The organism is Shewanella sp. LC6, from assembly GCF_006385735.2.
Classification (GTDB): domain Bacteria; phylum Pseudomonadota; class Gammaproteobacteria; order Enterobacterales; family Shewanellaceae; genus Shewanella; species Shewanella xiamenensis.
Window position 1 is genome coordinate 2925923 of sequence record NZ_CP043902.1, and the last position, 22488, is coordinate 2948410.

Sequence of the window (22488 nt, forward strand, 5' to 3'; positions counted from 1 at the left end):
CCACTCCCGAGCCACAAAGGGCGCAGATTCTACCATAAAATCAGCATGAAACTAGGCCGTGTTTAGGTTTCAACGGGAGAAATTTACCGTCATTCTGCGCGTATCCAAGGTTGAGCTTGTTCTTGCACCAATTGCCTGAGCAGCTCGATATGGAGCTCATCATCATTTAAACAGGGAATAAAGTGATAGGCCTCACCACCCGCATGCAGGAAAGTCTCTTTACCACCAATAGAAATTTCCTCTAAGGTTTCGAGGCAATCAGTGGCAAAGGCTGGGCAAATTATATCAACGCTTTTCACGCCTTGGCGGGGTAAATCGGCCAGCAGTTCATCGGCATAAGGGGTTAACCACTCTTCTTTGCCGAAGCGGGATTGGAAACACACCTGCCATTGTCCATCGGTTAATCCCAGAGCCTGTGCCAGTAACTTGGCCGTAGTGCGGCACTGCTCAGGATATGGGTCGCCTTCAGTGGCATACCGCAGCGGAATACCGTGGAAGGATAAAATCAACTTGTCGGCCTGGCCATGGGTTTTCCAATGGCGTTTCACTGAATGTGCCAGCGCCGCGATATAGGCTTTATGATCATAATACTGTTTGCTAAAGCGCAGCTCAGGAATATCGCGCACTTTAGCAAAATACTGCGCCACCGCATCGAACACACTAGCGACAGTTGAGCAGGAATATTGCGGATACAGCGGCAGTACGACGATACGCTCGGCGCCTTGGGCTTTGAGTTTGGCAAAGCCGCTATCAATCGAAGGATTACCATAGCTCATGCCGAGTTCAACGGGAATGGTTTGATTAAAGGTCGCGCTCAGATCCGTGGCTAATTTTTGTGCCTGCTGCTCGCTTATCACCATCAGCGGCGAGCCCTGCTCTGTCCACACACTCTGATATAGTTTGGCCACCTTGGCGGGTCGGGTATTAAGGATTATCCCCTGCAAAATCGGCTGCCACAGCCAAGGGGACAAATCGACGACCCGAGGATCACTTAAAAACTGTTTGAGGAATCGCTTAACCGCTTTGGGAGTGGGTTCATCGGGCGTGCCGAGATTGACCAATAACACGCCAAACGCAGGAGAGGGAGAAGTCAATGTGTTACCTTTTATCAGCCTAATACCTCGGCAGGCTAACATTCAGTTGCCAATAAAAAAAGCCTGCAATCGCAGGCTTTTTCTTAATATGAGAACTTGTTCTCGAATTTAGTGAATGATGCTTATTTCAGCACGCTGGCTAACTGTTCACTCACAGCCGCAACCGACTGAGTACCATCAAATTTATGGTATTGAGTGTGACCCGCCGCAGCCACTTTGCCATAGTATTCAACCAATGGCTTAGTTTGTTCGTGGTAAATGCCTAAACGCTTACGCACTGTGGCTTCTTCGTCATCTGGACGAATCGCTAAGTCTTCGCCAGTCACATCGTCTTTGCCTTCCACTTTAGGTGGATTGAATACCACGTGGTAAACACGGCCAGAACCTGGGTGAACGCGACGGCCGCTCATACGCTTAACGATTTCTTCGTCTGGCACATCGATTTCAATCACGTGATCAATGCTGATACCGTTTGCCGCCATCGCATCCGCTTGCGGGATAGTGCGTGGAAAACCGTCTAACAGGAAACCTTTAGCACAGTCGTCCTGTGCGATGCGCTCTTTAACCAGTCCAATGATCAGATCATCAGAAACCAGTTGGCCTGCATCCATCACTTTCTTCGCTTCTAAACCCAGCGGAGTACCGGCTTTAACAGCAGCACGTAACATATCGCCAGTAGAAATTTGTGGGATACCATACTGTTCCATAATGAACTGGGCCTGGGTACCTTTACCGGCACCTGGGGCGCCCAATAGGATAATGCGCATCTCAAGAGTCCTCTTTTTCGCATTGATATTCTTCTTAGGGCGGCGATCTTCGCACATCTGACCGCCATTGAGAAGGCTTTTAGCTTCGACTTTAGCCTCAGAAACCGCAAATAAATCGCAGTTTTGTGGCAAATTTTATCCTTAGTAGAGCAAGGTATACAGCTTGCGACGGTACTGGTTAGCAAGACTATTACCTTGACCAAGGGCGGTTAAAATCTCCATAAAGACTTGTTTTACTTTGCCATTTTCAGCATTCAAGTCTTTAGATAACACACCGTATAAATGCGCAAGTGCTTCTTCATCGCGGTGAGCCGAATGCAAGGCTTTACAAAGTTCGAGTAATAACACTAAATCTTGCGGATTATGCTCGAACTTCTGCTGTAAATCACGAATTTCAGGTGTGTCTGCCGCATCCAAGGCAAGGGTTAATTTCGCCTTTAAGCTCTGGTAATAACTGTCTTGATCGGCAAGGCCAATCTGTTCGAGTAAAGTCTGCGCTTGAGCCAGTTCACCCTGTATCAAATACACATCGGCGAGCACCAAACTCACCTCAGCAGCATGATTTGAGGCGCTATAGGCGTCTTTCAGCAACACGGCCGCAGTGGTTAAATCCTCCGCCGATACTTGGCTCAAGGCTAACAAGGCTTTGGCTTGCTCAAGCTGCAATTGCCATAACGGAGGCAAGTGTTTCTCCAGCATAGCGCTCACCTGCGCCGCCTCCTGCATGCCCGCAAAGCCATCGATTGGTTGGCCCTTATCGAGCACTAAGGTGGTCGGCAGTGCTTGAATGCGGAAATAGTTCGCGATTTCCAGCTCAGTTTCACAGTTCACTTTCGCCAGCACAAAACGGCCAGCATGCTGGGTGGCAAGTTGCTCGAGTGTTTGCACCATGGCAACACTCTGCGGCTGTGGCTGGGCCCAAAACACCATCACCACCAGTTGCTGCATCGAAGCATCAACCACTTGCTGAATATTGTCTTTCGTTAGATCGAGGATATTGTCCATGGTTTTCCTTACTCCCAAACTGGCACCTCTACGGGGAAATGCCCTAGGGTAATGCGACTCTTGGTGCCTAAAAGTGAATCGGGGCACTTGTGTCTCGACCCAAGTGCCCCGAATGTGTTACTTCAGACTTGCCAATAACATTTGGTTCATCAGCTTAATAAAGGCCGATGGGTCTGCTAGGCTGCCCTTCTCCGACAATTGCGCCTGTTGCAATAACAGATTCGACCAATCGGCGAAGGCGGCTTCATCTTGAAGATCATTAAGGCGCGACACTAATGGGTGCGCAGGGTTGATCTCAAACGTCGGCTTGACCTCTGGCACTGGCTGGCCGGCAGCCTGCATCAGTTTGATCATTTGCGTCGACATTTCACCTTCACCCGTGACCACACAGGCTGGGGTATCGGTTAAGCGTGAAGTGACTTTCACATCGGCCACGCTAGCGCCTAATGCCGCTTTAATGCGTTCAATCAGTGGTGCAGACTCTTCAGCGAGTTTCTCCTGCGCTTCCTTCTCGGCCGCATCTTCCAGCTCACCTAATTCCAGCTCGCCACGGGTGACTGAGTGCAATTGTTTTTCTTTGTACTCAGTTAAGTGGTTGATTAACCACTCGTCGATACGTTCTGACATCAGCAACACTTCGATGCCTTTCTTACGCAGCAGTTCTAAGTGTGGGCTGTTGGCAGCGGCTTCGTGGCTATCGGCAACGATGTAATAAATCTTGGTTTGGCCTTCCTTCATGCGGCTAATGTAGTCATCGAGTGACACAGTCGGTGCCGCGCTACCCGTATGGGTCGACGCAAAACGCAGTAAGCCTGCAATACGCTCACGGTTTGCAAAGTCTTCCGCTGGACCTTCTTTCAACACTTGACCAAATTCGGCCCAGAATTTTTGGTATTTTTCCGCATCGTCTTTTGCCAGTTTTTCCAACATACCCAGCACACGCTTAGTGATACCGGCGCGCATCGCTTTGGTGATGTGGTTGTCCTGCAAAATCTCGCGAGACACGTTTAGCGGCAGATCGTTTGAGTCAATCAAACCCTGCACAAAGCGCAGGTAAGATGGCATAAACTGCTCAGCGTCATCCATAATAAACACGCGCTGAACAAAGAGTTTCAGGCCATGCTTACGGTCGCGGTTCCACAGATCCCACGGCGCTTTTGAAGGGATATACAACAGGTTAGTGTATTCCTGTTTACCTTCAACGCGGTTATGACTCCACAGCAGAGCGTCTGTGTAGTCGTGGGAAATATGCTTATAAAATTCTTGGTATTCTTCGTCAGTGACCTCAGACTTATTACGCATCCACAGCGCAGTCGCCTTGTTCATGACCTTCCAATAGCCTTCGGTTGCAGGAATTTTTTCACCGTCTGGGCCATCGCGCTCAGGGGTGCCTTCCTGCCACATTTCTACTGGGATTGAAATATGGTCTGAGTATTTAGTGATGATGGAACGTAGGCGCCACTCATCGGCAAACTCTTTCTCTTCATCACGCAGGTGCAGGGTGATCTCAGTACCACGGCTCGCCTTGGTGATAGTTTCAACGGTGAAGCTACCCTCACCTTCGGATTCCCACAATACGGCTTCATCGGCCTTATGACCTGCCGCGCGGGTACGAACGGTGACTTTTTTCGCTACGATAAAGGCGGAATAGAAGCCCACACCGAATTGACCGATTAGCTGCGAATCCTTTGAGGCTTCGCCAGAGAGGTTTTTAAAGAATTCAGCGGTGCCCGATTTGGCGATCGTGCCTAAATGCTCAATCACGCCATCGCGGGTCATACCCACGCCGTTGTCTTCGATGGTCACAGTGCCTTTTTCTTTGTCTGCGCTGATACGCACACGTAGCTCACCGTCACCTTCGTATAACGCGTCGTTGGTTAACGCAAGGTAACGCAGCTTATCGGCCGCATCCGCAGCGTTAGAGACCAGTTCACGCAAGAAAATTTCTTTGTTGGAATACAAAGAATGGATCATCAAATGCAACAGCTGTTTGACTTCAGTTTGAAAACCATGAGTTTCTTGTTGTGACATGAAATTTTCCTTATTTGTTACGCAATTTGGTTAAAGCAAACGCTCAGTGCTTTATAAAATGGGGCTGCAAATCCACTTTTCAAGGGGGGAGATAAAATCACAGATCAAATGGCGAAAAATAAGGCAGTATCAAACCGAAATTACGCTATCCCTATGTCAGAATTAAGAAAGGAATGTTAGACCTAGACACGCTAGGGCGTGTTCGCTAAACAAATACAGCTATAAAATAAAAACCCGCGAGCACAGGGCCAGCGGGTTTATTCTTTAGGCCATCACAGGCTACAGCGGGATACGCCCATTGAAGGACAGCGCTAAGGTGGTGCTGTCGACATATTCCAGCTCACCACCCACGGGCACACCGTGGGCGATGCGGCTGATCAGCACCTTGTGGCGCCTTGCCATATCGGCGATAAAGTGGGCTGTGGCCTCACCTTCAACCGTTGGATTGGTCGCTAAAATCAGCTCAGCAACATCGCCAGAGGCTAAGTGACGCTCTAATAGCGCCAAGCCTAACTCTTCAGGCCCCACGCCATCGAGGGGGGATAAATGGCCCAGCAATACAAAGTAGCGACCCGTAAAATGTCCACCTGCTTCAATGGCTAACACATCGGCTGGCGTTTCGACCACACAAATTGTCGAAGACGAGCCGCGCTTATGGCTAGCACAAATCGGACATAACGTTTCTTCAGTGTAGGTTCGGCAAGACTGACAATGACCGATATCACTCATGGCACTCGACAGGGCAGAGGCTAATTTAAGCCCAGCTTTCCTGTCTCGCTCAAGTAATTGAAACGCCATACGTTGCGCCGATTTAGGCCCAACCCCTGGTAAACAACGTAGGGACTGAATTAACTCGTCTAGCAGTGGACTAAATTTCATTGTCTATCTCAATTAAAATGGCATTTTCATGCCTGGTGGTAATTGCATACCGCCAGTCACTTCGGCCATTTTAGCTTTTTGATTCTCTTCGATGCGACGTGCTGCATCGTTACAGGCTGCCGCGATCAAATCTTCCAACATTTCTTTGTCGTCTTCCATCAAGCTTGGGTCGATTTCGACTTTACGCACTGTGTGTGCGCCTGTCATGGTCACTTTAACCAGACCTGCACCTGACTCACCGACCATTTCCATGCGGGCAATTTCTTCCTGCATTTTTGCCATTTTTTCTTGCATCATCTGGGCTTGTTTCATCAGATTGCCCATACCGCCTTTTCCAAACATAGTCATTTCTCTTCTATTAGGGTTAGTCGCAAGCTTTTAAGCTGGCTAATCTTACTGAAATAAATGGGATTGGCAATCAATGCCGCGATCCCATCGCTAAACTTATGATCTTGATAGCGCGTTTTTAACAAACTCTGCCATTCCACGCAGCATATACATAGAGGAAATATTACTCGGGCTCAGGTAACGCAGGAATAAGCCCGCTGCGCTGATTTAACAGTTCAGGCGGATAGAGCAAGCTATCCTTCTCAAGCTCAGCCCCAAAGCGGTTAATCAGCCATTGCACATTGTCATCCATTATTAGCGACTGCTGCGCCTGTTGCAGTAACTCTTGGTGAAAACGTTTGCGCATCTCTAAGGGCGTCTCCCGCGTAGGATCGGTTCCTATGACCACCTCAACCTGCCTTGGGTTCCCAAGGGCTGCGGTTAAGGCTTGCTCGAGCTGCTCAATGGCCACCTGCGCCGCCAAGTGTTTCTGATCGGGTTTTAGCAGTAATGGCAAGGGGTTAGCCTGCTGCTGACAAATCGAATTGACCGCTAACTGACGCACACGACCGCCAATATCGAGGCTCGCCATGAGCTTGTACCAATGCAAATCGAGCGGATGACCGGTAATCGATTGCGCCAGTGCTAATGCGGTGAATGACGCCGATGAAACCGTCTCGCTTGGCGGTGACTGTTGGGTCCGTTGCTGCGTCTGTGATAATTCCTGTGTCTGAGACGGTTGCAGCACGGTATTTGCTTCAGTGCGTTGCAGATCAGTCTTAATCTCTTCCACTTCGGTATCGATTGTCGAGGTTTGAGCCGAAGCATGCCCAGATACTGCCGCACCAACTGATTTTTGCGGCGCGCTCACACCACTTTGTAGGTGTGAGCTAGCAGCCAATGGGCTTGCCTCATCCGTTGCAACGACGGGTGCCTCTTCCCATGGCGGGCGATCGTTTGGATCAAACTGCGGAGTCGGCGTGACATTGGATAGTGACTCAAGATGGATCTCGGCCTCGAAATCGTCGTCAAAGGGCAGCTCAAAGTCGTTATCGGACTCGTTACTGACAACTTGCCGCTCAATAGATGCATCAACTGAAGGCGTTTTATGTGTTGGCGCGTGAGAGACTGGCGCAGTATGGCCATTCTGACTCGGGGGGTTAACCTTAACTTCCGCTGCCAGCTTTTTTCCATCACCATCCTTGGTGCTGAGCGCATCGAGATCGGATAGTAAGGAGTCGCGCGCCGCTAATACCGCCGATAAAATATCGTCATCATCGAGGGATACTGTAGTTGAAGCCGGAGGAGTTGTTGAAGCCAGAGGGCTTGTTGAAGCAGAGCTTTCGGCAATAGACTGCGACTTTTGCGCTGGTGTCGCAGACGCTTGAGCGGCATGTCCATGAACAGCGGACTCATGCACAACATGACTATGATCAATAGACTGAGCACTGTCGCGATTAAACGAATTATCTTCTATATCAGAGAATGCGCCCTGCTCCTCAGATATAAATTGCGCATAATCATCTTGATAAGCATCCAGCGGCGCGGCGGCATAATCGTATTGCCCGTAAGACTCAGCTGAATAAGCATCAGGCGTTAACTTATCTACACTTTCGTTAACACTCGTTTGAGTCTCTTCCTCGACATCATTTTCATTAGATAATGCCACTGTAGGTTCTGTTAACTGGTTGGCGTAAGGCTTAAGGTTAACACTAGCGGTATCAACAACCGCGGCTTGATGATGTTCAGCATCAGTATTTGATGCAGGCATAGAAACAGCACTTACTTCTGTCTCAGTATTCGATACAACATCCACATTTGCGCCAAAGCCCTGACTTTGGGCTTGACTTAAAATCACTTGCTGCTCGGCAATCAATGCGGCATTGAGTGCTAACGCTTCATCAACCGCATCCTCATCGGATAAAGCTTGTTGCGATGCTTCGACGAGTGAAGCCGTAGCAAGCGCAGACGTTGCTGCAACTTGTGGCAAAGCTAGGGAATCAACGGCGGAAGTTAGCGAAGTTTTTTTTTCAGCCACAGCCTGATTAACCGTCTGTTCTACCGCGGGCATATTTGATGTGGGCGTCGCAGACATTGGCTGCTGAGAAGGCAAACTTACCTTAGCTGTGTCTTCGACTTGCCAACGTTTTACTGGCTTTTCGGGAACAAATGCCACCGCTCGCAGCAGCGCCATTTCGAGGCCCGATTTAGGATCCGGCGCATGGGGTAAGTCTTTACGGCCAGTCAGTAAAATTTGGTAATACAGCTGCACTTGTTCAGGCGCTAACTGCTCGGCAAAGGCCTGAATTTGAGCACTATAAAGGGATTGCTGCGCGGCGGCTGGCGCAAATTGTGTCAGGGTAATCTGATGCAGTAATTCCAGTAAACTACGCAGCACTTCTTGGGCGTCCGCGCCATAGGCGAGCACCTGGGCGCAGCTTTGCATCAATACGCCAATATTGGCATCGGTTAAGGCTTTAAGTAAGCCCAGCACATGCTGCTCATCGATGCTGCCCAGCATAGATTGCACTTGGTTGAGCATTACCGTGCCGCCACCGAAGGCGATGGCCTGATCGGTCAAGCTTAAAGCATCACGCATGCTGCCATTGGCCGCTTTGGCGAGCAGAGTTAGGGCTTCGTGCTCAAAGGGCAATTGCTCTTGGGTTAAAATATGCTGTAGCTGAGTGCCAATTTCCTGCTGGGTTAAACTCTTTAAATTAAATTGCAAACAGCGGGATAACACAGTCACCGGCAGCTTTTGCGGATCGGTGGTCGCCAGCAAAAACTTCACATGCTCTGGCGGTTCTTCAAGGGTTTTTAGCAGCGCATTAAAACTACTGCGTGAGAGCATGTGTACTTCGTCGATCAGATAAACCTTAAAACGGCCTCGGGTCGGACGATATTGCACATTATCTAAGAGTTCACGAGTGTCATCGACTTTAGTGCGCGAGGCGGCATCGACTTCAATTAAGTCAACAAAACGGCCTTGGGCAATTTCAACACAGCTGCCACACACACCACAGGGGGAAGCCGTTACGCCCTTCTCACAGTTAAGACCTTTGGCAAAGAGACGCGCCAAACTGGTCTTGCCCACTCCGCGCGTGCCAGTAAAAAGATACGCATGGTGTAAACGTTGCTGGGTTAACGCATTGGTTAATGCGTGCAACACATGACTTTGGCCGACCATCTGTTCGAATGTGGCAGGGCGCCATTTTCTGGCTAACACCTGATATGACATGGAACTCCCCAATGTGCATGACAAGAATGTTGGTACAAAAAAGGGGATCGCGCCCCGAGATAGTTGCAAGATAACATGTCAATTAACGACATGCCATTAAACTATCCCTAGGCGCCTTTGGCTGAAGAATTATTCGCCTTCAAACTCACAAAGTTTAACCAACTCAAGACCTAAGGCAGTTAAACGAGCCTCACCACCTAAATCAGGTAACGAAATCACAAAGGCGGCATCTTGCACTTCACCACCGAGTTGGCGGATAAGTTTTACCGTGGCTTCGATAGTACCGCCCGTGGCCAGCAAGTCGTCAACCACTAGCACTTTGTCGTTAGCGGTAATCGCATCGGTATGGATTTCAAGGCTATCGTGGCCATATTCCAGCTCATAGCTTTGGCTAATCGTCGCGCGTGGCAGTTTACCTGGCTTACGAACTGGCACAAAACCAATACCTAATTCCAACGCCAAAGGTGCACCAAACAGAAAACCACGGGCTTCGGTACCCACAATCTTGGTAAAGCCTTTGTTGCGGTAATGCTCAACTAATAAATCAATAGTCGCTTTATAGGCTGCAGCATTTTCCAGCAGACTGGTTACATCGCGAAATAGAATCCCTTCCTTAGGATAATTAGGAATGGTTTTAATGCTTTGCTTTATCAAGGATAAGGTTTCTGTATTCATAGCCATTTAATTTAACTTAATCGTTTCGCCACGCTTATTGCTGGCAGTAAAAACAAAACGTCCACAGCGAGTGTGGACGAGCTTTAATAATTCGCACAAAGCTTATGCCGCTTTGGTTTGAGTTGCAACTAGCAGCGTATTCAAGTGACGAATTGGTTATCAATTTGTGCCTTAGATCAAATGTGCTTAGGATTCGATTTCAGGAATCGTTTTCAGATACCAGAGAAGCCCGATTGCCATGGTTAACAGCAACAATTTTACCCATACGATTGGCACAACAAGAATACTGACACTAAAACTGAGGCCAGAGAGTAGCATAGCCCTGCGTTTAAGGCCTGGGCGCATGGCTCGGTGCTCTTGCCACTGGGTGAGCGCATCGGCAAACCAAGGATGTGTCATTAACCACTGATGTAAGCGAGTGCTTGAACGGGCGAAGCAAAAAGCGGCGAGTAAAATAAACGGCACCGTCGGTAACAGTGGCACGATAATACCTAGCAGTCCAAGGCCCAGCGCAAGGCAGCCTATCAATAAAAACAAACCACGTTTCAATATCATAGCGTGTAAATAATCATAGTGTGTAAATGCCTCGAACCTCAAAAACAAAAGCCACTCTCAGAGTGGCCAGTAGTATACTCAATTTGAGATTAAAACCTGCTTAAATTAAGCCTAATTGCTTTAACCAAGTCAGGCTTGCTGGTAGTGTCGGCAACAGTAAGACTAAAATAAAACCAATAAAATACATAACGTTAAATGGGTCTTTAAATGGCTGACTGCTCATTACAGCTCCTCAAATGTGTGCGTAGATAAGTGCGCGGGAATCATACAGTGATTAAGATCACAAAACGGGCGTCATTGTAGCGGTTTGCCACACCAACAAAAACCCTTTTTCTGTATGGTTATTGCAATTATTTTGCGTACTTAAGCACCATATCTTTCTATGTTCCGCGAACGATACCTTTAGCGGTTAGTTGTTCGAGTAACTGTAAACAACCTTGAGTTAAGGTCTCTGTAAGCATTTGCGGATAAGTCGACACCAACCATTGAATCAATTCATTAAAGGTGCTCTGCCCCTTTTCGGTTAAATAACCCAGTACTTGCGCGCTTAAAGGCGTTAATTGCAAAAAGCCTACCTCACCTGCCTCATCCTGATACAGGCAAAAAAACACTGGCTGCGGCAGAGGAGCTTCTGGGCGATAATCTTGCCGTATTTGCTGCACTGGGTACTGGTATTGCGCCACGGTTGCCGTTGCGGCTAAACATAGATTTTGATGCGTAATTCCCTCTTTACCAATCAGGACTTGGCGGCTATCTTGCTGCGCAGTTGCCACCCGTAGTTCAAGCCATTCATAGTGCGCAAGTTCCAGCATAAAGGGCGGATCAATGTTTATTGGAGAATATTGAAACTGCAGGAACTGTAAAAACTCTCCAGCAATATCGATAAAAATCGGTGATTTACAATCATGTCGACTAAAAAAAGCCTGCACTAAGGTTTGCCACTGCGCATCAGTGTATAAGCTTTTGAGTACGGGGAAGGCATTAGAAACAAAACCCATCACATTATTAAAAAATAGCTCTCGGTAAACCTGCATCCGCTCAATAGGTACACCGATCGGCACGGAATTGTTAGGATCACGAATATAATCGATAAAGGATTGCTGTACTTGCTTAAAATCCATTAGGCAATCCTCTTCGCTAGATTTTTTTTGGCCTGGGCTTGGTAAGTATGAATTTGATTAATTTCATCCAATAAATGCGCTGTTGCCGGCAGATTAAAGTCACGCTCGAGCAAGGTGGGTAATACGCCATGCATGGCATAGCAACTATCTAGGAGCGCCCATACAGGGGCGTTGATATCGCTGCCGTGGGTATCAATCAATAATTCTTCTGATTCTTTAAAATGTCCTGCGATATGCAAGTAGGCAATCCGCTCAGTTGGCATCGCCTTTAAAAATGCCGCCGCATCATATTGATGATTTATCGAATTAACATAAATATTATTCACATCTAACAGGAGTTTGCAGTCGGCTTCTTCCAGCACTGCCGTCAAAAACGCCAGCTCAGTCATCTGCGCACTGGGCGCCGCATAAAAGGAGACATTTTCCAAAATAAGCGGTCGTTCTAAAATATCTTCGACTTGCTTAACTCGCCGAGCGACATGCTTAACGGCGGCCTCGGTAAAAGGAATAGGCATCAGATCGTATAAATGGCCAGCTCCTGAGCAGTAACTCAAATGCTCTGAATAGACATCAATTTGATGTAAGTCCATAAAAGCTTTAATACGGCGAACAAACTCAAGATCCAACGGCTCAGGGCTACCGATTGAGAGCGACAGACCATGGCAAAAAAAGGTATGTTGTTCAGTTAATTGTCTAAATTGTTTACCGTATTTTCCACCTAGCGTCATCCAGTTTTCAGGGGCAACCTCTAAAAAATCGATAGCACTCGGCAGCGATTGGCAAAACTCACTGAGCATTTCACGCCGTAACCCTAATCCAACTAATCCACGATCTTGCATTGCTTTAACCCCTTTAATTGGATGCTGCTAAACAAAGGCCAGCATAGGCTGGCCATGTGCTAGGGCAGTACCTCACTAAGTACAACTGAACTTATTTGACTTCCTTTTTTACGGCTTCAGTTTTAGCGTCAACTTTTTCAGCGGCTTTCTTCATATCAGCACCGCATTTACCCTCACCACATTTGCCTTCATGAGCTTTGTCTGCTGCTTTTTTCATATCGGCGCCACATTTTGCTTCACCACACTTACCTTCGTGAGCTTTGTCTGCAGCCGCTTTTTTCATATCGGCGCCACATTTTGCTTCACCGCATTTACCTTCTTTAGCTTTTTCTGCAGCCGCTTTTTTCATATCTGCACCGCATTTACCCTCACCACACTTACCTTCAGAACCAACGAGTTGATATCCTGATTCCATGGTTTCAAAACCAAATAAATTTGTTTGCGCGTTAACAGTAAACGCTGAACCAACCACCACTGTACCTAATGCCACTGCAACCGCGGTTTGCTTAACTGATTTCATATTCTTGCTTCCTTTTATTGATTAATGGTGACCAACAATAGGGTTATCGTTGGCTTACTGCAAAAGACCTGCACCGCTTTAGTTTCATTTCAAAAAATATCACCAAATCACAGAAATTATCAAAATATGCTGATAGGAAGCTGAATTTAGCCAATTAAATAGCCATAAATAGTTGTCATTGTTGCCAAGCCTCTCTGCGCACTTTGTAACAGCAAGCCAATAGGATAGAATGCACGCCCTTTGTTCCTCTATATGGGTTTGTAGCAGTGCGGGTAATTTTGGCTCCGATGGAAGGCGTGGTTGATGACTTAATGCGAGATATTTTGTCGTCGATTAACCCTTACGATTTGCTTGTCACCGAATTTGTGCGCGTCGTTGACCAACTATTACCTGAAAAGGTCTTTCTTAAACTCTGTCCAGAGCTACTGAGCGGTGGCTATACGCCATCGGGTACCCCAGTCCGCGTACAGCTTTTAGGCCAAGAACCTCATTGCATGGCCGAAAACGCCATGCGCGCAATTGAGCTTGGCTCCCACGGCGTAGATGCAAACTTTGGCTGTCCTGCCAAGATGGTCAATCGCAGTAATGGCGGCGCGGTGTTGCTGCAATACCCTAATACGATTCACGATATTGTGCGCGCCATGCGCCAAGCAGTGCCCGCTGAGCATCCGGTGACAGCCAAGATCCGTTTAGGCTACGAAGACAAATCCCTGTTTATGGAAAATGCGCTGGCCGTTTATGAAGCGGGCGCAACAGAGCTTGCTATCCATGCCCGCAGTAAGGTTGATGGTTACAAACCGCCCGCTTATTGGGAATACATCACTGAAGTGCGCAAACGTTTGCCAATACCAGTAATTGCCAACGGTGAGATTTGGAATAGTGAGGACGCTAAACGTTGTATGGAAGTAACGGGGTGCGACAGTATCATGATTGGCCGCGGCGCGATCTCGCTCCCCAATCTTGCAGACACCATAAAAACCGGTGCAACGCCCTACAGTTGGGCTGACACGTTACAATTAATGCTCAGTTATACCCAAAGGGAGCTTAGTGGCCGTAAGAGTGATTATTATCCAGCGCGCATTAAGCAGTGGTTTAGTTATCTCAATCGCCAATATCCCGAGGCAGATACCCTATTTCGGGAACTTAGGATCTATAAAACTACTGAAGACATTGTGCGTGTGCTAGAACAAGCGCAACAACATCTAAGCCAGTAACCCCATACAAAAGTGGTGGTTTTTTATGTTAACCACCACGTTACCCCTAAAAATCGTACAGATACTTGATCTTTATCATAGTCGTTGGTAGTGGAACTATTAGACTGAATGCCCAGAGTCAGATAAAACAGGCGATTTTACGTGAGCACCACCCATATCAGACAAGAATTGTCAGAGCTTGAAGCTAATCTAAGGAAGGAAATCGGCGCGCTCCCTCAGTTTATTGAAATACTTGGGACGCATTGTGCCAACCTCAGCCTAGGGGAACTCATCGACCGACTGGCACAGAGCCACCTTGCCGATCACCCGCTATTTTGTCGTTTAAACCGCCTCGATGCCGCATTCTGCCAACTTGACTTAGGTCTTTATGGCCTTTGTTCCGATTGCGAAACTGAAATCGAAGCTGAACGTTTAATGCAAGATCCTACCGAACAACGTTGCAGTTGCTGCGCTGAGCATTACCAGCATGAGCATCGTCATGAACTGCGCCTGAGTCATTAAGCCGTCATTCCGCAGCTAATTCCAGAATTTAAATAGTGTGATCTGGCGATCAGCTTTTCATAAAAACTACGACACCATCTTGACCGCGATCGACAGTTTTGATCTATTACTGCTATTTGACGGTCTCAAAATATGTCTACCCATCCTGTTATTAAACGCTTAGATCACCTTGGTCTCATTGCCGCCTTTTGTCACGAAATTGGCCTGCCACGGATGATAGATGCCGTTATCCCAAAATATTCTGACCACAATGTTTCTCATGGTGACGCGGTATTGGCCATGCTCCTAAATGGACTTGGCTTTCATAGCAGAACACTGCACATGTTCTCGGACTTTTTTAAGACCAAGCCTGTATCTAAGCTACTCGCCAAAGACATTGAAGCACACCACCTGACTGATGATGTACTAGGCCGCACATTAGATGCTCTATACGAAGCCGATGTCTCAGCGCTCTATCAGGTTATTGCTGAGCGTGTTGTTGATAAACTGGGCTTGACGACCGATTCTGTTCATCTTGATATCACTAGCTTCCACGTTGATGGTGAGTATGCACAAGATGAAAACACCAACGTGATTAAGCTTGTAAGAGGTTATAGTCGGGATCATAGGCCAGAGCTTAACCAAGTCGTGCTTGAACTCATCTGTGAAAACCAAGCAGGTATTCCTGTTTACATGCAAGCACTGAGTGGTAACACCAATGATGCCAAGGCATTCGCTGAAGTCACTAAAAGACACATACATTGCCTAAAAGCCGCGCAAAATAGTCGTTACTTTATCGCTGATGCCGCTTTGTACACCGAAGAAAGCATCTCCTCGCTAGATGAGCAAAATCAAAAATTCATTACCCGTGTCCCCATGACCATCAAGCTCGCAAAACAAGCACTACTTGCGCTAGAGCCAGAGCAATTAAGCACTATCGGTCATGGCTACTCAGGATGTTGGATAGACTCGGATTACGGAAAGGTCAATCAACGTTGGTTGCTCGTTCACAGTGAACAGGCCACCAAGCGGGAAGAAATCACTTTCTTCAAGAACTTAGAGAAAAACATAGCAAAAGAAATCAAAGCGTTGGAAAAGCTAAGTAAAAAACCATTCGCTTGTGAAGTTGACGCAGAATTAGCGTTTAACGATTTCAAGAAACAATGTGACTTACTTGGGTTTGAACAAGGCACTCTCATCAAACAGCCGACTTACTCTCATTCGGGCCGCCCAAAGACAGATGAAGCACCGACAGGATACCAATACTTTATCGAAGCCGCCCCCTTCACCGACCTAGAAAAAGTAAAACTGGCTAAGCTCAAAGTAGGCATGTTTATCCTCGCGACGAATGACACCGACAATGAAGCACTCACCATGGCGGCTCTTCTAGCACATTACAAATCGCAACAAAAAGTCGAGCGCGGCTTCCGTTTTCTAAAAAGCCCTGAGTTTTTAACCTCTTCCATCTTCTTGAAAAAGCCTGAGCGCATTGAAGCGTTGCTAATGATAATGACGTTGAGCTTGCTTGTTTACGCTAGTTTAGAACACAAAATCAGAGAACAACTCGCACAAACCGAAGCGTTCTTCCCAAGTATGGTAAAGAACAAGACGACCTCCAGACCGACGGCACGTTGGGTCTTCTTGCAATTCGAAGGCATAGATACGCTAGAGATTAACGGCCAAAGGTTCATCACTGGACTTCAAGATCACCAAACACAACTACTCAAATTACTCGGTAGATTCTATGAGGTAGTTTATTCCTAAATTAGCTGCGGAATGTCGGATTAAGCAGCGTCTCTATATTCCACAAGCAAAAAAACCTCCGCAAGCGGAGGTTTGAGTTATCCAGGGAGAAGGATAACTTAAAACTTCTGGTTAATTCTCAAATAGTAAGTACGGCCCAACACATCATACAGTCCAACGTTTACATCACGGTAATCAGCATAGGTATAAAAGTTTGGTGCATCGGCATCAAACACATTATTCACCCCAACCGTGATTGAACCATTGTAAGCATGGTTATAGGCAAACTGGATGTTGTGTTTAAAGTAGTTTGAATAATCGACGTAAACATCGGTTTCTTCTAACTGATTGTAGTAATCAGCCGATTGACGACCAATATACACTACGGTCCAGGCCGCAGAAAAATCGTCATATTTCCAGCTGGTTGCAAAATTACCACGCCAATCAGGCGAATCAGTAAGCCCGGCATAATCAATCATTTCTGATTCGGCATTATCTTGCTTTTTAAAATCCAAAACATGGGTTAAATCGAGTCTGAAGTTGAAATCACCGATCCCCGTTTCTAGGTTATAAGCTGTGACAAAATCAATACCTGACGTTTCAACCGTCGCTAAGTTGCGCACACCCGCTTCAATATATTCAATCTTGCCATCGGAACCACGGTGAACATAAGGTGATGAACCATTTTTAATTTCATCACGCAGTATGTCGTTCACACTTATCGACTCAATTTTATTCTCGTAGGCAATCGAAAAGTAGGATAATTCGATATTCCAATTATCAGTAGCATTCCACACGCCACCTAACGTCAATGAGTTACCCTCCTCAGCCTCAAGGTCGGGATTACCACCATACCAAGTTTTGTGTTGATTACTGGTCGCACAATAAACCGCATCCACATTACCTGGCTCATTACACCAAAGCGAATCGACGGCTTTTTCAAAACTTAAAGATTGTGAAGAGAACATTTCACCCATATTGGGTGCTCGGAAGGAGTCACCGTAACTGGCACGCAGTAACAAACTATCCACGGGGCGCCAACTAATACCAAATTTAGGCACTACGGCATCAAAGGTTGATGAATTAACTACTTGCCCTTGGGCACCAGTGAGCGATCCTTCCTGTTCATAGCGCTCGTACCGAACGGCGGCCGATAACTCAACATTCGCGGGTAAGCCAACTTGGAATTCTAAATAAGCTGCACTTCGATCACGGGTTGCATCCACATCATCGCCACCCGAGCCACCTGAGATAATGCCCGAAGCAGACTCTGGATCACTGGTTTGCTTAAACTTAATCATTTCATATTCAAGCCCACCGACCATAGCAACAGAGACATCGCCATTATCAACAAGCAGCGTTGAAGCCAGTCCATCAATTTGAGTGCTTTCAAACTTACCTTGATACACGCCCGTATGAGCCGCCTTACGATACAGCTCAGTCATCTGCTGGTTCCACTGCTCATAACTCATGCCCGTGGTATTAAAAATATCGTACTGTTCAGAATCTATTCCTTGCTGAACTATCTCATCATTAATTAACCTGAGCTTCGGATAAGAATTTAGCTCCCAAAAGGAACTAAATGCTCGTTCCCTGATCCGATCATTCGACCAAGAGTGATTAGAAAAAGGAACGAGCATGAACAAACTAGTTGAAACTTACTGTGATGTCGATGATTTCTGTCAGTTATTTATCCCACATTGGCAACGCTTATTGCTTGATAATGGTGAAATGAAGCGTAATAGACCTTGTCGCCTTTCTCCCGCAGAAGTGATGACCATTATCATTCATTTCCATCAATCACATTACCGAGATTTCAAAAATTATTATCTGCACTATGTTTGTCGCCAGCTAAAACCCTATTTTCCAGAGTTGTTGAGCTACACTCGTTTCCTTGCATTAATGCCTAGCGTCGTTGTCCCTATGTGTAGCTATCTGACTTCAAAGCTTGGAAAGCCAACGGGAATTCAGTTTGTCGACTCCACTAAAATTGAAGTCTGTCATATTATTCGAGCGAAGCGAAATAAGGTTTTTGAAGGCATTGCCGAACATGGAAAGGGAACTATGGGCTGGTCGTTTGGATTTAAACTGCATCTTATTATCAATCACTTGGGTGAAATTGTAGCGTTAAAACTGACGAAAGGTAATGTCGATGACAGGCAACCTGTCAGTGAAATGGCTGAGTCTCTTTTTGGTAAGCTTTATGGTGATAAAGGCTATATTAGCCAAGCCCTAACAGGTGAGCTTTTGGAAAAGGGCGTTGAGTTAATCACCACAGTTCGTAAGAACATGAAGAAAAAGTTTATTTCTCTATGGGATAGAGCAATCTTAAAAAAGCGATTCATCATTGAAACAGTGAATGACCAATTGAAGAACATTTCCTATATTGAACACTCAAGACACCGCAGCGAGCATGGGTTCATGCTCAATCTACTTGGTGGATTGATTGCATATTGTTTAAAAGAAGAAAAGCCATCGTTAAATCTAACAGCTCAGGAGCTTGAACTGTTAGATAGCTCTAATTTAGTGCTGGCTTAACCAGATCTGAGGTTAATTAAATTGTAATTAAATGAATTCGTGGTTGAGCGGGAATGCTGTGCATTTAATTCCCAATCAATGCCATTGCCTAAATCCAGCGTACCAATAAAACCACCGAGAATATCGACATTATTGGTCTCAGTTAAGGTATCACGCTCGCCAATTTGGGCAGAGCGCATATAAAGTGTCATATCTTCCCCAACGGGATTGAATTTATTATCAGCACTCATTACTGGATAATTTGTTGACACAGGTGTTCCTGCGTAACGCGTTTCAGTTTCAGCTAACGAGGCAGATGCACGACCGCGAAATTGAATACCGTCGGTAATTTCATAGGTAAAATTGGATAAAAAGGAATTACGGGTCTGATCACCAAATAATTTAGTCACTCTACCTGAATCATATAAACAGCGGCCCTTATTATTTCCATCGGTTGTATCGACGGTATTTTCAGTTTGGTCACAAATATCTGAATTGCTATACCAACTGCCATTACCTGTGCCATATTTACCATTTGGCACAGAACTAAAACCACTGTAGGTTGCGTAACTCGGATCGTCCATATTCCAAATATCACGATCCATGACGGCTTTGGTATCATAATATTCATAGGTTAAGGTAATATTGCCTTTATCCGTATTATAACCTGTCGCAATGGATAAACGGTTAGCATCACCGCCTTCGACACTAGGCTGCTCTGTACTGTAATCTAATTGCAGACCATCAAATTCTTTTTTGGTAATAATGTTGATCACACCCGCAACGGCATCTGAACCATAAACGGCAGAGGCGCCATCACGTAGGATCTCAATACGCTCCACTATCGCCATTGGAATTGAGGATGTGTCAGCAACAGAGCCGGAGCTTGAGCTCGTACCAGGCATACGGCGGCCATCGAGCAACACCAAGGTTGCAGACGAGCCTAGCCCGCGAAGATTAACGCTGCTTGTTGAGCTTGCGCCTGAACCATAACCAGAAACGCCCCGCCATGAACCAAAACTATTGATTGCCGAGTTATTCAAAACATCAGCAACGGTTTTTTCGCCCGTCATGGCAATATCAGCTGCATTAATCACAGTGACAGGAGAAACGGTTTCCATATCCACCTGTTTAATACGTGATCCAGTGACTTCAATACGTTCAACTTTGGTATTTTCTTCTGCCGCAATCGTTATTCCAGATAATAAAACACTAGCAGAACCCATAGTGATTAGACTAGCGCGCACAGCTCTAGCTGCTAACGTTAGATGATGCATATATCTCTCCTTGAGGCTTAAATGAATAAACCCGTCTTGTTGTTATTTTAGTTAATTTTCAAGTTCCCTTGACGTATCAATACTGTTAAGCAAAACGAATATCGACAACAACAAATAACAACAAAAAAACAAATTGATACATACACAGCAAATAAATTTTGAGTTTAAAACGTACAAAATTCAACCCAAACATAGCGTTAAAGGTCTTTAAGCAAATTTAAGTGATTATTGATAAACTGATACAAATAGAATCAATTGAACACCTAGCGTTACGAGATATCAATCTACTCAATTTAATATACATAGTTAGCAAAATGTATCGCTTTATTTTATGGTGATTTTAGGCTGTATCTAACGGATGGAAAAATAAACGAGCAAAATAAAAATGCCACTCAAATTGAGTGGCATTTTATTAACCGCTGTAGATTACTTAGCAGTAATCTTACAACCTTCTACACTTTCAGAGTTTTCATACACAATGTCACCTACTGGATTATAATCAGCTGCAACAATGGATTGTTTCTCTTTCAGGAAGGAATAAAGTAAATCGGCGTCTACATAACCTGTCTGGATTGGGCTCGCCAGTTTAGGATAACCGTCACCACCTGTAGCGTTAAAGCTAGGTACAGTGAATTTGTAGTTTGCTGTAGCGCTGAACTCTTTACCATTGATTTCATGAACTGTCGCTTTTTTAGCCACGCAGTCAATGGTCATCTTCACGCCAGTAATTTGCGCATAACCACCAGAACCAATTTGTAAACTACCCACAGCCCCTAAATAATCAGCAGCAGCCGCACCAGTCATTTCGTTTAAGGTTACCATGTTGCCGAAAGGTTGAACGGTGAGTACATCACGGTAAGTAATGTTACCCGCTTTAATAGAAGCGCGCACACCACCAGAGTTCATCACGCCAAAATCAGCAGACACTTTAGCACTTTGTGCCATGGCTAACATACGGCCTAAGTTGGTTTGTTTGTTACGTACGTTTGCACGTTCACCATCAAGCAGCGCATCGGTAGTCGCAATCACTTCGTCTAACTTAGCTTGACCTTTCTCTTGATAGTAAGAAAGCAGCTCTTTTAACTCTGTATCAGGCTCAATCTTTTCCCCAACGAGTACTTTTTTCTTGTTACCCGCTTCATCAGTGACTTCTTTAACTAAGTTCACTGGCACTAATTTATAGCTGGCTAAGTGAAGTTCACCGTTAAAGTATTCAAAGTCCGCACGACCGACATACTTACCCCATTCGTGGGCTTGCATGATCCAAGTGCCATTTTGTTGATCTGGCGCGCAGGCATCACCCGGTTGGAATGCTGCATAGGCCTTATTACCTGGCTCCATACAGACGGGGTTTTGTGAATGACCACCAATCACCACTTGAAGTTCGCCTTCCTTAAGTGAACGGGCTAACGCCACATCACCAGGGGCATTGCTACCATTTTGGCCATCGGCGTAGTGCCCCATATGCGTCACAGCAAAAATGATGTCTGCCGACTTAGCATCTTTGATTTCTTTGATGACTTTGGCAATTTCAGTCTTTGGATCTCTGAACTCTAATTCACTAATATATTCAGGGTTACCGATCTTAGCAGTATCTTCAGTGGTTAGACCGATAACAGCTATTTTGACACCATTAACATCAAATATTTTATAGGCATCGAAATAGCGAGTACCATCAGTCTTATAAATGTTAGCCGCTAACATAGGGAATTCAGCAAGACTACGTTGCATGTCCACAATGGATAATGGATTATCAAACTCATGGTTACCGACCGCCATTGCGTCGTAACCAATTTTGTTCATACCAGTAAAGTCAGGAATCGCATCTTGTAAATCGGATTCAGGCACACCAGTGTTAATATCACCACCAGAAAGCAACAATGTTTGACCACCTTTCTTGCTGACTTCAGCACGAATTTGATCAACCAAAGTTTTCTGAGCAGCTAAACCATATTCACCATCTTTGTTTTCCCAAAAACGGCCATGGTTATCGTTTGTATGTAATACCGTAAATGTTTTACAGGCAGCACCCGCTTCGGCGCAAGTTGTTGGAACTTTGTCATCATCACTATTACAACCTGCTAACGCAGCAAGCACGGCAGTGGCAATTAATCCTTTAATAAGCTTATTTGTCATTACATCAACCCCTTGATTTTAATTATTTTATCATAGATAGATTGTGCGAGTACCATCAACTCTCGCGTCA

Annotated in this window: 18 protein-coding genes and 2 pseudogenes; 4 read left to right on the top strand and 16 right to left on the bottom strand. The window is 45.9% G+C overall.

From position 1 onward, the window contains the following. Nucleotides 1–89: 89 nt before the first annotated feature. The 13 genes from hemH to FJD32_RS13250 all read right to left on the bottom strand — a co-directional run bounded on the left by hemH (nucleotide 90) and on the right by FJD32_RS13250 (nucleotide 13051). Entirely contained in the window at nucleotides 90–1136 is a 1047-nt protein-coding gene (hemH, locus tag FJD32_RS13195) for a ferrochelatase (protein WP_181159813.1), read from the bottom strand. Nucleotides 1137–1216: 80 nt separating this feature from the next. After that, nucleotides 1217–1861: an adenylate kinase gene (gene adk, locus FJD32_RS13200; protein WP_037417813.1), complete on the bottom strand. Its 645-nt coding sequence runs from the start codon at nucleotides 1859–1861 to the stop codon at nucleotides 1217–1219. A 141-nt stretch (nucleotides 1862–2002) separates the two neighbouring features. Beyond that, entirely contained in the window at nucleotides 2003–2866 is an 864-nt protein-coding gene (locus FJD32_RS13205) for a tetratricopeptide repeat protein (protein ID WP_088585711.1), read from the bottom strand. A gap of 117 nt (nucleotides 2867–2983) precedes the next feature. Then, nucleotides 2984–4897 carry a molecular chaperone HtpG gene (gene htpG / locus FJD32_RS13210; RefSeq protein WP_088585712.1) on the bottom strand — a complete coding sequence of 638 codons (1914 nt, stop codon included), beginning with the start codon at nucleotides 4895–4897 and terminating at the stop codon, nucleotides 2984–2986. Nucleotides 4898–5176: 279 nt separating this feature from the next. After that, on the bottom strand, nucleotides 5177–5776 hold the full coding sequence (gene recR, locus FJD32_RS13215; protein WP_055647120.1) for a recombination mediator RecR: 600 nt from the start codon (nucleotides 5774–5776) through the stop codon (nucleotides 5177–5179). Nucleotides 5777–5788: 12 nt separating this feature from the next. After that, nucleotides 5789–6118: a YbaB/EbfC family nucleoid-associated protein gene (locus FJD32_RS13220; RefSeq protein ID WP_007648738.1), complete on the bottom strand. Its 330-nt coding sequence runs from the start codon at nucleotides 6116–6118 to the stop codon at nucleotides 5789–5791. Between the two features lie 169 nt (nucleotides 6119–6287). Continuing rightward, nucleotides 6288–9341 (bottom strand): DNA polymerase III subunit gamma/tau, encoded by a 3054-nt coding sequence (gene dnaX, locus FJD32_RS13225; RefSeq protein ID WP_088585713.1) that lies wholly within the window; start codon nucleotides 9339–9341, stop codon nucleotides 6288–6290. A gap of 129 nt (nucleotides 9342–9470) precedes the next feature. Beyond that, on the bottom strand, nucleotides 9471–10022 hold the full coding sequence (apt, locus tag FJD32_RS13230; protein ID WP_023265726.1) for an adenine phosphoribosyltransferase: 552 nt from the start codon (nucleotides 10020–10022) through the stop codon (nucleotides 9471–9473). A 180-nt stretch (nucleotides 10023–10202) separates the two neighbouring features. Then, entirely contained in the window at nucleotides 10203–10571 is a 369-nt protein-coding gene (locus tag FJD32_RS13235) for a YbaN family protein (protein ID WP_037417764.1), read from the bottom strand. A gap of 100 nt (nucleotides 10572–10671) precedes the next feature. Next, the gene (locus FJD32_RS25255) at nucleotides 10672–10794 is read right to left on the bottom strand and encodes a hypothetical protein (protein ID WP_011072094.1); all 123 of its coding nucleotides are present in this window, start codon (nucleotides 10792–10794) and stop codon (nucleotides 10672–10674) included. Between the two features lie 157 nt (nucleotides 10795–10951). Next, entirely contained in the window at nucleotides 10952–11692 is a 741-nt protein-coding gene (locus tag FJD32_RS13240) for a putative DNA-binding domain-containing protein (RefSeq protein WP_037417766.1), read from the bottom strand. Then, nucleotides 11692–12531 carry a DUF692 domain-containing protein gene (locus tag FJD32_RS13245; protein WP_047540409.1) on the bottom strand — a complete coding sequence of 280 codons (840 nt, stop codon included), beginning with the start codon at nucleotides 12529–12531 and terminating at the stop codon, nucleotides 11692–11694. The genes FJD32_RS13240 and FJD32_RS13245 overlap by 1 nt, the downstream gene beginning before the upstream one ends. Nucleotides 12532–12622: 91 nt before the next feature. Next, nucleotides 12623–13051 (bottom strand): hypothetical protein, encoded by a 429-nt coding sequence (locus FJD32_RS13250; RefSeq protein WP_037417772.1) that lies wholly within the window; start codon nucleotides 13049–13051, stop codon nucleotides 12623–12625. Nucleotides 13052–13317: 266 nt separating this feature from the next. Here FJD32_RS13250 and FJD32_RS13255 point away from each other — a divergent pair, with 266 nt between their 5' ends. The 3 genes from FJD32_RS13255 to FJD32_RS13265 all read left to right on the top strand — a co-directional run bounded on the left by FJD32_RS13255 (nucleotide 13318) and on the right by FJD32_RS13265 (nucleotide 16509). Beyond that, nucleotides 13318–14265: a tRNA-dihydrouridine synthase gene (locus tag FJD32_RS13255; protein ID WP_088585714.1), complete on the top strand. Its 948-nt coding sequence runs from the start codon at nucleotides 13318–13320 to the stop codon at nucleotides 14263–14265. A gap of 141 nt (nucleotides 14266–14406) precedes the next feature. Continuing rightward, a complete protein-coding gene (locus FJD32_RS13260; protein WP_037417804.1) occupies nucleotides 14407–14766 on the top strand; it encodes a TraR/DksA C4-type zinc finger protein in 360 nt (119 codons plus the stop codon). Between the two features lie 132 nt (nucleotides 14767–14898). Further along, nucleotides 14899–16509 (top strand): IS1634-like element ISSpu7 family transposase, encoded by a 1611-nt coding sequence (locus FJD32_RS13265; protein WP_011787758.1) that lies wholly within the window; start codon nucleotides 14899–14901, stop codon nucleotides 16507–16509. A 98-nt stretch (nucleotides 16510–16607) separates the two neighbouring features. Here FJD32_RS13265 and FJD32_RS13270 read toward each other — a convergent pair. Next, nucleotides 16608–18029: pseudogene (locus FJD32_RS13270) on the bottom strand (TonB-dependent receptor); the annotation flags it as partial. Between the two features lie 97 nt (nucleotides 18030–18126). Between FJD32_RS13270 and FJD32_RS13275 the strand changes: the two are divergent. After that, nucleotides 18127–19026 carry an IS982 family transposase gene (locus FJD32_RS13275; protein ID WP_088585327.1) on the top strand — a complete coding sequence of 300 codons (900 nt, stop codon included), beginning with the start codon at nucleotides 18127–18129 and terminating at the stop codon, nucleotides 19024–19026. Between the two features lie 11 nt (nucleotides 19027–19037). Here FJD32_RS13275 and FJD32_RS13280 read toward each other — a convergent pair. After that, nucleotides 19038–20282, bottom strand: a pseudogene (locus FJD32_RS13280) (TonB-dependent receptor plug domain-containing protein); the annotation flags it as partial. Between the two features lie 426 nt (nucleotides 20283–20708). Further along, complete coding sequence (ushA, locus tag FJD32_RS13285; protein WP_088585716.1) at nucleotides 20709–22418, bottom strand: bifunctional UDP-sugar hydrolase/5'-nucleotidase UshA; 1710 nt, start codon at nucleotides 22416–22418, stop codon at nucleotides 20709–20711. Between the last annotated feature and the right edge of the window lie 70 nt (nucleotides 22419–22488).